The organism is Pseudoalteromonas sp. Isolate6 (assembly GCF_022398435.1).
Lineage (GTDB): Bacteria > Pseudomonadota > Gammaproteobacteria > Enterobacterales > Alteromonadaceae > Pseudoalteromonas > Pseudoalteromonas galatheae.
In genome coordinates this window covers 1-13,939 of sequence record NZ_JAKEVK010000122.1, presented here as the reverse complement: position 1 = coordinate 13,939, position 13,939 = coordinate 1, and the positions used below count along the sequence as shown (strand labels likewise).

The 13,939-nt window shown below is 43.0% G+C and carries 11 protein-coding genes and 1 pseudogene; 8 read left to right on the top strand and 4 right to left on the bottom strand.

The genetic code is table 11. The features are described from left to right. Positions 1-109: 109 nt before the first annotated feature. From L1D50_RS15390 to L1D50_RS15370, 5 genes and pseudogenes are all read left to right on the top strand, one after another. Positions 110-379, top strand: a pseudogene (locus tag L1D50_RS15390) (endonuclease III); the annotation flags it as partial. A gap of 286 nt (positions 380-665) precedes the next feature. Then, positions 666-2,570, top strand: a complete 1,905-nt coding sequence (locus tag L1D50_RS15385) for an aminotransferase class V-fold PLP-dependent enzyme (protein ID WP_239966348.1) — start codon at positions 666-668, stop codon at positions 2,568-2,570. A gap of 210 nt (positions 2,571-2,780) precedes the next feature. Beyond that, positions 2,781-3,371: a DUF2726 domain-containing protein gene (locus tag L1D50_RS15380; protein ID WP_010605979.1), complete on the top strand. Its 591-nt coding sequence runs from the start codon at positions 2,781-2,783 to the stop codon at positions 3,369-3,371. Positions 3,372-3,479: 108 nt separating this feature from the next. Next, positions 3,480-4,187 carry a 5'-methylthioadenosine/S-adenosylhomocysteine nucleosidase gene (gene mtnN, locus L1D50_RS15375; protein WP_017217969.1) on the top strand — a complete coding sequence of 236 codons (708 nt, stop codon included), beginning with the start codon at positions 3,480-3,482 and terminating at the stop codon, positions 4,185-4,187. Next, entirely contained in the window at positions 4,187-5,143 is a 957-nt protein-coding gene (locus L1D50_RS15370) for a cobalamin biosynthesis protein (protein WP_128726764.1), read from the top strand. The genes mtnN and L1D50_RS15370 overlap by 1 nt, the downstream gene beginning before the upstream one ends. Positions 5,144-5,205: 62 nt before the next feature. Here the strand turns inward: L1D50_RS15370 and tyrS are convergent, their stop codons facing one another. After that, the gene (gene tyrS / locus L1D50_RS15365; protein ID WP_017216498.1) at positions 5,206-6,405 is read right to left on the bottom strand and encodes a tyrosine--tRNA ligase; all 1,200 of its coding nucleotides are present in this window, start codon (positions 6,403-6,405) and stop codon (positions 5,206-5,208) included. A 151-nt stretch (positions 6,406-6,556) separates the two neighbouring features. On the opposite strand from tyrS, the gene L1D50_RS15360 reads away from it, so the two are divergent. Next, positions 6,557-7,897: a peptidoglycan DD-metalloendopeptidase family protein gene (locus tag L1D50_RS15360; protein WP_239966347.1), complete on the top strand. Its 1,341-nt coding sequence runs from the start codon at positions 6,557-6,559 to the stop codon at positions 7,895-7,897. Between the two features lie 49 nt (positions 7,898-7,946). Here L1D50_RS15360 and L1D50_RS15355 read toward each other — a convergent pair whose 3' ends face one another. Beyond that, positions 7,947-9,260: an amidohydrolase gene (locus L1D50_RS15355; protein ID WP_128726766.1), complete on the bottom strand. Its 1,314-nt coding sequence runs from the start codon at positions 9,258-9,260 to the stop codon at positions 7,947-7,949. A gap of 128 nt (positions 9,261-9,388) precedes the next feature. Here L1D50_RS15355 and L1D50_RS15350 point away from each other — a divergent pair, with 128 nt between their 5' ends. Further along, complete coding sequence (locus tag L1D50_RS15350) at positions 9,389-10,600, top strand: HD-GYP domain-containing protein (RefSeq protein ID WP_239966346.1); 1,212 nt, start codon at positions 9,389-9,391, stop codon at positions 10,598-10,600. A 2-nt stretch (positions 10,601-10,602) separates the two neighbouring features. Here the strand turns inward: L1D50_RS15350 and L1D50_RS15345 are convergent, their stop codons facing one another. Together L1D50_RS15345 and L1D50_RS15340 are read right to left on the bottom strand one after the other, a co-directional pair. Then, the gene (locus tag L1D50_RS15345) at positions 10,603-11,598 is read right to left on the bottom strand and encodes a general secretion pathway protein GspB (protein ID WP_138522542.1); all 996 of its coding nucleotides are present in this window, start codon (positions 11,596-11,598) and stop codon (positions 10,603-10,605) included. Positions 11,599-11,606: 8 nt separating this feature from the next. Beyond that, complete coding sequence (locus tag L1D50_RS15340) at positions 11,607-12,521, bottom strand: AAA family ATPase (protein ID WP_128726769.1); 915 nt, start codon at positions 12,519-12,521, stop codon at positions 11,607-11,609. Positions 12,522-12,611: 90 nt separating this feature from the next. Between L1D50_RS15340 and L1D50_RS15335 the strand changes: the two genes are divergently transcribed. Next, on the top strand, positions 12,612-13,712 hold the full coding sequence (locus L1D50_RS15335) for a tRNA nucleotidyltransferase (RefSeq protein ID WP_239966345.1): 1,101 nt from the start codon (positions 12,612-12,614) through the stop codon (positions 13,710-13,712). Positions 13,713-13,939 lie beyond the last annotated feature (227 nt).

Below are 13,939 nucleotides of genomic sequence, written 5' to 3'. Positions count from 1 at the left end.
GTAAGTAAATAGTGTGCAAATCCGGTTTATATCTTCAAAGCGGCTTAGTGTATATTTTTATTAAAAAATTGACAATATTCATACAGTTAAAGCAGGTGATTACGAACTTAGTTATCTACTTTCCTTATACTTCGGCAGGCCGACTATTACTGTAGACACCCATATATTCCGCGTCTCCAACCGCACCAAGTTTGCTATGGATAAAAATGTGGTGGCAGTCGAGCAAAAGCTGGTAAAGGTTGCACCAAAAGAGTTCAAGGTAGATGTCCACCACTGGCTTATTCTCCATGGCCGCTATGTGCACACCGCGCGTAAACCAAAGTGTGGTAGCTGTATTATTGAAGACTTATGTGAGTTTAAAGAGAAGACTGATAGTTAATCTTTGTTTTAGCATAAGCACAACTTTTATTTATGGGGATTGTTGCTACTTTTTTGTTTCGTTGAATTATCTGGAAACACAGATCGCTGCGTAAAGCATCTCCTAGACGCGATACATAACCTCTGGTGGGATCCGCTTTACGCGGAGGGCTTTTACTAAATCGCGATGTAAAATCGCCCTACATCCGTTTTACAATTTCTGGAACATTTTCAAAGTATTGATTTCACAAATCACTGCGCTTTCTTTATGCTAATGAAAGTCTTTAAATTTTAATGCGAATATCATTATGCTACCTGTCCTTCGTATCTTGTTAATAGAGCAAGAGCCGGCCGTATTACAAGCGCTCTCGAGCAATCTATCAAAAACGATCCCTAATTTTGAGCGAGAGGATGTTCAAATCGATATTATTGAATGCCTCGAACTTTCAAAAGCCTTGGAGCATGTCACTGAAGATGGTGATATTCAAGCTGTCGTGCTGAGTTGGGATGTGCACAACAAAAGTGGCGAGCAAACCTATAGTCGCTTTATCGAGCAATTAAAATGTATTCGTCTAGAATTACCGGTTTACGTTATTGGCGATGACACTAAAGGGCTTGAGATAGTCAACGAATCCGAGGAAATCGAATCTTTCTTCTTTAAAGATGAAGTTATCTCAGACCCTGAAGCCATTTTGGGATATATGATCAATGACTTTGATGACAGAGCCGAGACGCCATTTTGGACCGCGTATCGCAGTTATGTCGGCGAAGCGAACGACTCCTGGCATACTCCGGGTCACAGCGGCGGTTCGAGCTTTAGAAACTCTCCTTATATCAAAGATTTTTATCAATTCTATGGCCGTAATGTATTTGTCGGAGACTTGTCTGTATCGGTTGATTCGCTAGGTTCACTGTCAGACAGCACCAATACCATTGGCCGCGCTCAGGAATCTGCAGCGGCAACGTTTGAGGTTAAACGCACCTACTTTGTAACTAATGGATCGTCCACCTCGAATAAAATCATTTTGCAAACCCTACTTCGCAAAGGCGATAAGGTGATCATCGACCGCAACTGTCATAAGTCAGTGCACTACGGCATTTTGCAATCGGCCAGTTTCCCTATCTATTTATCGAGTATTTTAAATCCAAAATATGGCATATTCGCACCGCCCTCACTGGCTGATATCAAGCAAGCGATAGAACAAAATACCGATGCAAAACTACTGGTGCTCACAGGCTGTACCTATGATGGTTTGCTGAGCGACCTGAAACAAGTCGTAGAATTTGCCCATCAGCATGGCATCAAAGTCTTTATTGATGAAGCTTGGTTTGCTTACTCGCTATTTCACCCTAGCTTGCGCCATTATTCCGCCATTCATGCAGGTGCAGATTATGTCACTCATTCGGCGCATAAAGTCGTATCGGCATTTTCGCAGGCGTCTTATATCCATATTAACGACCCTGATTTTGATGCTGATTTTTTCCGTGAGATTTACAGTATCTACGCCAGCACCTCGCCCAAATACCAGCTTATTGCGTCTTTGGATGTGTGCCAAAAGCAGTTGGAGATGGAAGGCTATAAGTTACTCAATGCGCTGCTGAACCATGTTGCAGAGTTTAAACAGCAGATGTCCTCGCTCAAACATATTAAAGTGCTTGATAAGCAAGATTTTATGAACATATTCCCACATTTTAGTGGCGATAATATGGGTCATGATCCACTTAAAATCCTCATCGATATTAGTGAACTTCCATACTCATTAAAGGATATTCATAAGTTTCTGCTGGACGAAATTGGGCTGGAGATTGAGAAATACACCCACAGTACTATCTTAGTCTTACTAACCTTGGGTGGTACACGCTCAAAGATCATTCGCTTATACAATGCCTTAAAGAAGCTTGATGGCGGCAAGGTAAAACTATCGAAGTCAACGCGACGCTCGCGCTTGCCTGAGAATTTACCCGCAATTGACCTTGCTTGTATTCCTAGCGATGCCTTCTACGGCGAGCGTGAATCTGTGCCTATTAGCAAGAGCAACAACCGTATTTGTGCAGGTTTAGTCACCCCGTATCCTCCGGGTATTCCGCTTTTGGTGCCGGGTCAACATATTACCCAAGAGCATATTGAATATCTCAAGGAACTGGCAGGGCAAGGATTGACCATTCAAGGTAGTTTTGATGGTGAGATCTACGTGCTGAAAGAAGACAAATAACGCGAGCTAATACCATTATCCAGTACTAGGCAGCCCTCCTGTAAGATATCGCTGCCTAGTATAAACAACTTAAAGCACTTTATTTTTCTCTCCCTATCCCAAATACTTATTAACCGATTTAATGTTAACTACCCACTAATTCAAGCACTCTTTTGGCACAGCTATTGCTTATAAAATCACAGATGTCATTTTTTTGATTTGGAGTTTTGTATGGAATTTGCGTTGCTTGCTATTTTGGCTCTAGTGGTCGTTGCTTCCATTGTCGCTTCTAAGTACACCGATGTGGGTGGCAATCCTTATCCGTTTAATCGTAAAGAATCAGTTTTTACTACCGTTGAAGCATCGTTTCTACATTTATTGGAACGTGCTGTTGGCGATAGATATAAAATCGTAAGCCGCATTAAACTCATTGATGTGATTGAGTGCAAACCGGGGATCTCTCCAAAAGCACGTCGTGCCGCGGTAACTAAAGCTAAGAACAAACAGCTGGATTATGTCTTGGTAGATAAAGAGACACTGAAAATTGTTGCCGCTGTTGATTTAGTTAACAACGCCAATAAAAACGGCCATAAAGCACAAAAAGATTGGTTTGTCAGTGGCGCTCTGGAATCTGCGGGTATTCCACACATTCGCATGAAAATCAAAAGTGGCTACCAAAGTGCTGAGGTTCGTGCGGCAATCCTATTCAAGCTTGGCCAAAAAGTGGAGATGCCAAAGAAAACCAGAAACCGCACCTACAAACCTGCGGTACTGTCACCTTCACAGGCAAAAGCACAGTCAACTCAGTTGGCAGAAATCTAGCAAAACGGGCGTCAGCCCGTTTTTTGTTTTACCTATCAAAACCCCTTTCGTATAATAAAAGCAATTTTGACACTGGGGCGTTCCCCACCACAAATTAGGAATCTTTTGATGAAAGTAGGCATTATCGGCGCAATGGAGCAAGAAGTTACCATTTTGCGTAACACCATGGAAAACCCGCAAACATTGACCAAAGGTGGCTTTACTTTTTACACCGGCAAACTGGCTGGTCTTGACGTAACGCTTGTACAGTCTGGCATTGGTAAAGTGGCAGCGACGGTTGCGACAACTTTGCTTATCGACAACTTTGCGCCTGATTGCGTGATCAACACGGGTTCTGCTGGTGGTTTTGAGCCTTCACTAAACGTCGGCGATGTGGTTATTTCAAATGAAGTACGTCATCACGATGTTGATGTTACTGCATTTGGCTATGAAATTGGTCAAGTTCCACAAATGCCTGCTGCGTTCACTTCGCATGCAAAATTAGTTGAGGCAGCAGAGCAAAGCGTACATGAACTTGAAGGCATTCAAACTATGGTTGGCTTGATCTGTACGGGTGACTCATTTATGTGCGATCCGGTACGCATCGACAAGGCGCGTGCAGACTTCCCTACTATGTTAGCAGTAGAAATGGAAGGCGCAGCAATTGCGCAGGCTTGTCATTCTTTAAACACGCCATTTGTTGTGATCCGCTCGCTATCTGATATCGCCGGCAAAGAATCACCGCAATCATTCGAGGAGTATCTAGAAGTCGCTTCGGTTAACTCTTCTAAAATGGTGATGGCACTACTTAATAAGCTGGATAAGGTTACGCTTTAGTGCTCGACAGCTTGCTTCAGGCCCATGAGGGCCTGATCATCTTCTTACTGGCGATTTTTGCCAGCCTAGGGGTAAGGTTATCAACACTTTATCACCCTAATCTTATTCTTAGCCTTGTTTTTAAAGCCATTGCCGAAAGAGTTTATCGCCCCAAAGCGGCTTCTAGTTATCAACTATTATCAGGCACACTGGGATTCTTCCTCCCTATATTAACCATCACCGTATTAACTTATGCGATTATTAGCTTTGCTTTTTATCCTAATTGGCTCGGTGGGCTGGTGTTGTTTTTATGCTTAGATATTAGCCATGAAAGCCGTGCTAAGCGTATTTCCGCGCTGATAAAATCAAAGCAAAAAGTAACCGCAAGAGCGGTGTTGCAAGGAATGGTAGCAAGAGATGTCGAGAAGCTAACAGAGCTTGGTATTTGTAAAGCCGCCATAGATAGCACCGCATTAAATACCCTGCGCCATTTTTTTGTCATTGCTGTACTGTATCTAGCAGCAGGCCCCTATCTCGCGCTATTTTATAAGCTATTACTGCTATGCGACCATGCATGGCGGCAAGTAATGCCCCCCTCAACCCGTTTTATGGCAAGCCTTTCCCGCGTAATTTGGCTTATAGAGTTTATGCCTATTCGGTTGTTAATTACCTGCTTTTCGTTGCTACTTAGACCGAAGCAAACTTGGCACTACATTAAATACTACGGCCGTCACTTTAGCCAAACAAATACGGGATGGGCACTGAGCTTTTTTGCCGCAAATTTACATACGCAGCTCGCAGGGCCACGTTTTTATTTTGGCGAACGTTATGATGTGATGCGGGTGGGTGCAAAAGCGCAGCCCTCTGCTGAACATATTCAGCATTTGCTTGGACTACTCAATCAAATGCGCTGGCTATTTATTGCCACTTCCGCCTTACTACTCGTGATTATAAATTTTGCTAGCTTAATGTTGTAACAACCACAAAAAAGGCCAGTAAAGCACTGACCTCTTCGGCTATAACAAGTAGATTAGCTTGTTTAGTTTACTGTTACTTTCGCAAACTTACGCTTACCTACTTGGTAGATTTCGCAAGAACCTTTAGTAACTTCTAATTTGGTATCCGTTACTTTGTCTTCGCCGTTAAGTTTTACTGCGCCTTGCTTGATCATGCGCATCGCCTCTGAAGTACTTGCCACTAAGCCAGCTTCTTTGAGCAAATTAGTGATAAACGTGCTTTCACCCTCAATAGTTACAGTGACTTCAGGGATTTCATCAGGTAAAGCATTTTTTTGGAAACGCTTGATAAAGTCTTGATGTGCCGCTTCAGCGTCTGCTTCGCTATGGAATCGAGCAATCATTTCTTTTGCAAATTCAATTTTAATGTCACGAGGATTACGGCCGCCCGCCACTTCTTCTTTAAGTGCGGCGATATCATCCAGTGTTTTCGCACTTAGTAATTCGTAGTAACGCCACATTAAATCATCAGAAATCGACATCACTTTACCAAACATGTCGTTTGGCGCGTCAGTAATACCGATGTAGTTACCTAATGACTTAGACATTTTCTGTACGCCGTCGGTGCCTTCAAGTAGTGGCATCATCAGTACTGTTTGCGGCTTTTGCCCTTCGTCTTTTTGTAGCTCACGACCCATTAATAGGTTAAAGCGCTGATCGGTACCACCGAGCTCAACATCCGCCTCTAATGCAACCGAGTCCCAACCTTGAACCAGTGGGTATAAGAACTCGTGGATTGCGATTGCTTGGCCATTTGCATAACGCTTTTTAAAGTCGTCGCGCTCAAGCATACGTGCCACAGTTTGACGTGCAGCAAGCTTGATCATACCGGCTGTGCCTAGCTTTTCCATCCACTCTGAGTTGAATGCAACTGTGGTTTTGGCAGGATCAAGGATTTTGAAAACCTGTTCTTTGTATGTTTCTGCATTTGCCAGTACATCTTCACGAGTGAGTGGCTTACGAGTTACATTTTTGCCCGTTGGGTCGCCAATCATACCGGTGAAATCACCAATCAAGAAAATCACCTCATGACCTAAGTCTTGAAAGGTTTTCATTTTATTGATTAGCACCGTGTGTCCTAAATGCAAATCAGGCGCTGTTGGATCGAAACCCGCTTTAATACGTAGTTTTTTACCTGACTTCAGCTTTTCTTTTAATTCATCCTGCAACAGAATTTCTTCTGCACCACGGCTAATCTCTGCAAATGCAGTTTCTAAATCCACAATTCTCACTCCAACAGCTATAACTTGTAATCGCTCGATTCTAGCCTATATTTATCCGAGTTTAAATGCACAAAACGCTGGTATTACGGGTTTATTACGTATATCCTGCAATATTATCTACAATAATTCTTGACAGCAGAAAAGGCGCATTATGGTTCATGTGGTTCATAAGCTCCCCAAAAAGCACAAAGTGCTCATCATCGGCTTCCTATCTGCGATGGTCGGAATTGCCCTGATCCCCTCTGAAAAAGCAACGGCTTCAAAAGACAATGACGGAAAAGCTTTAGAAGTTGGGAAACGTTATGAGTTGCCAGTAAAAATATCAGAAAAAACAGAGCAACTTACTGAATTAGATGCAGCGCCAGTCATCACGCCTGAGTCTGCCCCTAAACAACCTGTATTTGAATTTAAAGACCACAAAGTTAAGTCTGGTGACAGTCTAGCCGTGATTTTTAAACGCGCAGGTTATTCTGCCAAAACGTTACACAATCTGGTCAATACCAACGCAGAAACCCGCAAGCTGACTAAAATCCACCCGGGAGAAGTGCTTAGCTTTGCTAGCAATGATGGTGGTGAATTAGCTCAATTAAAATACATCTTGTCAAAAACGGACACCTTATTGGTGACCTTAAACGACGAGGGTAGCTACGAAACTAAAATCGAAAGTAAAGAAATCGAAACTCGCGAAAAATCAGCTGGTGGCGAGATCAGCTCCAGCTTCTGGAGCGCAGGTATTTCAGCCGGTCTTAGCGAACGTCAAATAATGAACTTTGCCGATATTTTTGGTTGGGATGTCGACTTTGCAAACGATATTCGCAAGGGCGACTCTTTCGCACTAGTGTTTGAAAAGCACTACGTAGACGGTGAAGAAATCGGCAATGGTAAAATTATTGCTGCTGAATTTATCAATCAGGGCGAGCGCTACAGTGCGGTTCGTCATACTGATGATGAGTTCTATACCCCTGAAGGCCGCAGCATGAAAAAAGCCTTCTTAAGAGCACCGGTTAACTTCAAATATATCAGCTCCAGCTTTAATCCGCGTCGCCTTCACCCTGTGACTGGTCGGGTGTCGTCTCACAATGGTATAGACTATGCGGCACGCGTAGGCACACCGGTGGTTTCCTCAGGTAACGGTAAAGTACTTAAGTCTGGCTACAATAGGCTCAATGGTAACTATGTATTTATTCAGCACGGTAGCAAGTATGTGACCAAGTACTTACACTTGAATAAACGTGCCGTGAAAACAGGTCAAAAAGTGAAGCAAGGACAAAAAATTGGTACCGTCGGTGCAACCGGCCGTGTAACGGGTCCTCATCTTCATTATGAGTTTTTAGTAAACGGTGTACACCGTAACCCTAAAACGGTAAAACTGCCGAAGTCTGAACCATTACCTCAGTCTGAGCTCGCTAAGTTCAAACCCATTGCGGATGCAATGCTGGTAAAACTAGAGCGTAATAGAGAGTTAATGCTTGCAGCAGCAAACAAAGACTAAAAACTAAAAAAGGTAGCCGCGGCTACCTTTTTACTATGCTAGCTAAAGTTTATTTTTGATTAAATAAAGCAAGTGCACTATTGGTCATTGCTCTTACTCCTGTCGCGATGGCGATAGGATAATCCGGCGCAAATTTACTAGAGTGTAATGAAGGTAAAGGCTCACCGCTTTTTTGTGCCGCATCGAATACCGCTTGATTAACCCCCCCTAGCCAAAAAATGGTAATTGGAACATTGTCATCAGTACGGCCATATAAGCCAAAATCTTCACCAGCCATCACCGGCTGAGATTGTTCAACATTTTCTGCACCAATTTCCTGCTTAATGGCGCTAGTTACAAATTCAGCCAACTCAGGGTTATTATACGTAGATGGAATGCTTTCGCTTTCATGAACAATAACCTCAGGTACAAGACTGTCTTCCAACCCTGCACTTTTTGCTATACCTGCTGTCAGGCGTTTGATAGCCGCAATTTGTTGCTCACGCACATCTGGATTATAAGAGCGTAGAGTCAGTTGTAGCTTGACTTCATTTGAAATGATGTTGTGCTTAGAGCCACCGTGAATAGAGCCTACCGTGATCACTGACGGTTCTAACGGAGAGATCTCTCGTGATGTAATGGTCTGCAGCCCCAAAACAATCCGCGATGCCAGTACTACAGGGTCGATGGTAGTATGTGGGTAGGCTCCATGTCCTCCTTTACCCTTAACGATAATGTCAACTGAGTCAACATTAGCCAATGCATAGCCTGGTGCAATCGCCACTTTACCGGCAGGAACGGCCGCGCTTACATGCAAACCAAGCACATGATCAGGTTTAGCAAACTGAGTATACAATCCTTCCTTTAACATCGCTTTTGCGCCGCCTCCCACTTCTTCAGCGGGCTGAGCAACGAGCATCAATGTACCTTGCCACTTTTCCTTATTAGTCATTAGCTGTTTTGCTGTACCGACTAGGCTGGTCATATGAATATCATGACCACAACCGTGCATCACACCGACTTCATTCCCCGCATCATCTTTCACTTTTACTTTTGACGCGTATGGCTTTCCTGTTTCTTCAATAATTGGCAAACCATCAGTGTCGGCTCGGATCATCACAGTTGGACCATCACCATTTTTCAGCATGCCAACAACACCAAAACCACCCACATTTTCAGTCACGTCATAACCTAGCCTGCGCATTTCATCCGCCAAACGCCCTGCTGTTTTTTCTTCTTTATAAGAGAGCTCAGGGTTTTGATGTAAATGTAGGTACAAAGATTCAAGTTCAGGCATAGACTCTGCAACTTGTTGTTTCAAATTAGCAGTTGCATGCCAAGATAAAGTGGCAATGAGACCTAATGCCAAGGGAGATAAGCGCATAAGTGAGACTCCTTTTTGTTTCTTTCAGGATGCGGGTTTATTGGGGGAAAATCAATCATATTTACGCTTTAGTTCTTTCTATTTGACCAAGCTTTGCTACGCTTAAAGACACAACCAAAGGAACCACCATGCCAGAGATTAATATTAATATCAGTGAGTTAGAGCCAGGTATGTTTGTTGTCGGTGTGACCAAACAGACAGGCTCAGTTGCGATTAAAACCAAGGGCTGGGTGAGAACGAAAGCAAGCATTACAAAGCTACAAAAGAGTGGTGTTTTAGAGGTAACGGTCGACCCCAGCAAACGCCTTTCAGAGCACGATCCTCATGACGAACCACCTCATGATGACCATATAGAAGAGCCACATAAACCAGACCATGATCCTTGGCAGGCCAAGTGTAGTGTTGAAGCAGAAATGCAACACGCAGTGACACTTTACGACGAAGCAAAATCGATTCAAAGCAAAGCATTCGCAGATATTAAAGCGGGTAAAACGATAGAAGTAGAGGCTTTTAAAGCGACAGCAAGTGGCTTTATTGACTCCGTATTTCGCAATCAAGATGCGCTTTCCTGCATTGCTCGGATCAGGGAAAAAGACGCCTATTTATTGGAGCATTCTATTAATGTTTCTATCTTAATGGCTATTTTCTGTAAGCACCTTGGTTACTCAAGAGAATTAACCGAAGAGATGACCACAGGAGCACTTCTTCATGACATTGGTAAGATAGAAATTCCCGACAATATTTTACATAAGCCTGGAAAGTTGAGCTTAGATGAATACGGCATTATGAAATCACACGCAAAATATAGCTTTGATATTGTGCTCAATGCAGGTCTAGGACGAGTTGCATGCGAAATTGCGGGCTATCACCACGAGCGCCTAGATGGCACCGGGTATCCTTATGGCAAAACCGCGGACGAACTACCACAGCATGTCAGAATGGCCGCTATTGTGGATGTTTATGATGCATTGACCGCCGAGCGCGTCTATAAAGAGGGCATGACACCAATTAAAGCTTTTAAGTTAATGCGTGAAGGCTGCCCTCACCATTTTGACGAACAACTACTAAGCCGGTTTATTGCTTGCATTGGCGTATACCCTGTGGGCACCTTAGTAAAACTCACTAGTGGTAAGGTCGGTGTTATTGCCCAAAGTAACCCCAAAACGCCTTTAAAGCCTGTCGTGAAAGTATTTTATCACGCTAAGCACATGCATTACATTGAAGTTCAAGATATCGATTTAAGCGCGAAAAAAGTAAGCGATGAGCTAGAGTCAGCGATCAAGCCTGAAGAATTCAAGCTTGATCTTATCCGGTTTTTTAAACACTCAATGCTGCCTTGATATTAAGGCAGCCAGTCCTCCATTGCCTCGAGACTGAATTCAATGCCGTCGAAATCAAAACGTGTTTGCTCCGGTGTAATTTCTACAACGGTTAAAGCCCCTAAACTATCTCCCTCGTATAAAGGTCTATTGTTGATTTTTATCCACCTTTCATGAGAGTCAGTAGCATAAATATGCGCTTGATACCGCAAGCTTGGAATACTATTTTGCAATTGAGCAGGCAACAGCGCGATGGGTGTAGCAGAAGCCGAATCTTTGGTGGTAGATAACACTTCAGGTTCTTCATGCGGTGCGGTTTCCTTCACCGCCTCGGCAAACGCTTTTTTCAGCTCCTCCGATACCCCGGCAAGTTCATCATCTTGCTGTTTTGGTTTAGCACCAAATACGCGATAGCCGGCATACTCACCTGCCGTTTGAATTTCTCCAGGGGATGAATCTTGAATAACTTGAGTTGTTTGCACTGTATTTTGAGTCGGATGTGGCACGACTGAAGCCGCCTTAACAGATCCCACAGGGACTAATTGTTGTTGATATAAAGGTTTACCTTGATTATCAACGCCAATTTGCACAGATACCCACTGAAAGTGCTGCTCAGGCTCAGCTGCTTTTGTTTCTGGATTTGAGTTAAGATTGATATTGCTGTTTTGCGCCTGGTCAATAGTAGGTGTACTTACCTCTTGACTGGCAATATGGGCATTTTGCGCTTGCTGGTTTTCCGCAACCGGTTGCTCCGGTGTAAGTGTAGCTGAAAGCGCTATCTTACTTTCACTTGTAGGCTCAACTTCTGAAGTCAGTTGTAACTGTGCTTTTTCTGAAGTAGTGATCTTACCTATATAGTAACCAGCACCAAGTGATACCAAAGATAAAATACCTGCACCAGCATAGATGACGAGCTTCTTATAAAAAATGAGCTGGGCGTCTTGGCGTTGACTCAAATAGTCCTGTTCAGCATCTGCGCCTTGTTGCGACTGTTTCATTGCACTTGTTAAATACGACATGTTTCCCTCTACACCAATTTTGCCAAGCCAAAGCCTGCAACAAATAACACACCAAGCCAAGCTGTAAAAAATAGTGGCACTCGACTCTTTTCTTGTCTTGCTACTGGTACTAAATTAGTGGGTAGCGCCTCCTTTGCAGCTTGAACAGCAATTGCCTTTGTTACCTGAGTTTGTGAGGCCGAGTACGCTCCCAATAAACACCTGTCGGCCAGCAAATTTATTAATCTTGGGATCCCTGCTGTCACTTGATGTACATAGGCTACCGCATCATGGTGAAACAAAGCTTGCTGACAACCGGCTTTTTGCAATCGGTGCTGTATATAAGCAAACACTTGTGATTCGCTAAGTGGTAACAAGTGGTAACGCGCAGTGATCCTTTGTGCCAATTGACGCAGCTCGTTACGCTGTAACAAATGCTGTAGCTCAGGCTGACCTACTAATACTATCTGGAGCAATTTTTTATGATCTGTTTCCAAGTTTGTCAGCAGTCTTAGCTGCTCTAACACTTCTGGTGCTAAATGCTGAGCTTCATCAATGATCAGCATAGTATGCCCACCGCTGTGGTGGTTCTCTAATAACCTATGCTTTATGACATCAGTGAGTGATTTTAACGTCGCATTACTGTTGTCATAATTGATCCCCAACTCGTCACAAATCGTCGCAAGCAATTCAAGCTCCGATAGCGATGGATTAAGAATAAATGCGACTTGTGTCGATTCTGGCAATTGAGCCAACATACTCCGTGTGACTGTTGTTTTACCCGTACCCACTTCACCAGTTAGTAGTACAAAACCACCCGCGTCACCCAACCCATAGGTTAAATGTGCAAGTGCTTCCTTGTGACGTTCGCTAAGGAATAAAAATTCAGGATTTGGCGCAATCGAGAAGGGTTTTTCAGTTAAACCAAAATAGCGTAAATACACGACTTGTCTCTTTATTGTTATGATGCGCTCTATAATGGCAAAATCCGGTTCAAGATAAAACCTCGAATCGCAGAAAATGGAAAATAGCAAATGAAAATCTATCTCGTCGGCGGTGCAGTTAGAGACGAACTGCTAGGACGACCAATAAAAGAAAGAGATTATGTGGTGGTTGGCAGCACACCTGAGCAAATGAGCGAGCTTGGCTATCAGCAAGTCGGCAGCGACTTTCCCGTATTCTTACATCCTATCACCAAAGACGAACATGCTCTTGCTCGAACAGAGCGTAAAAGCGGTCAAGGATATACCGGATTTATTTGTGACTTCGGCCCTGAGATCACACTGGAAGAAGATTTACTTCGCCGAGATCTTACCGTTAATGCAATAGCTAAAGATGATGATGGTTCACTAATCGATCCTTATGGCGGTCAAAAAGATTTAGAAAGCAGAATATTACGCCATGTGAGCAAAGCGTTTAGTGAAGATCCACTTCGAGTGCTGCGAGTAGCTCGGTTTGCTGCTCGTTATCAAGATTATAATTTCACAATAGCTACAGAAACTTGGCAGCTGATGAGAACTATGGTTGCTCATGGCGAGTTACAAACCCTAACAAGAGAACGTATTTGGTTAGAAATAGAGAAAACAATACAAGATAACGGTCTGGGGCACTTTCTAGATACTATTTCAACGCTAGGTGCGCTTAAGTTGGTTGCTCCTTATATTCTAGCGTGGGATAAAACGGTATACACGAAATTCCAAAACGCACTCTCGAAACTTGAAGGAAACAATGAATTTGATGTTGTCGCCCAGTTTAGCCTTGCTGTTTTTTACTCAGGTGCCACCTTGTCATCTCTAGATGAAGCAAAACAATTTAAGGTTCCCAATCTTTATATTGAATGTAGTAAGGAATTACTTTCAAATATAACCTTGTTACACAAAGACAATAAAGCAGCAGAAGATTGGCTCAATATTTTACAAAATATTGATGCATGGCGCAGACCACACAAGCTAGCGCGATTTTGTTATATTTGTAGCAAGGTAAGTGATAAATTAAGCGTGCTTTGTGACAAACTTAATCAGAACTTTTTAGCAACTAGCAACATTGATGTACAAGAGATAATAGCCGAAGGATACCAAGGCCAAACAATCCAAGAACAATTAAAGTTGCGTCGCTTAAAAGCTATACGAGTTTAGTCCGAACGAGTTAAAAGGTAGGCTACTCTTTAGCCTATCTCAAAAAGTTCCCCACAAAATAAAGCCAAAAATGCTAAATGAGCACTTTTTACACACCACAAATTACACTCAAGTTACAAACCTGGCTACAAATCGGTTCAAATTTAGTACCAAAACTTGTACCAACCCAATCAAAGATAAAATAATTGTTTCTAAATTACTAACAAGCATTGTAAGCACTTACTCAC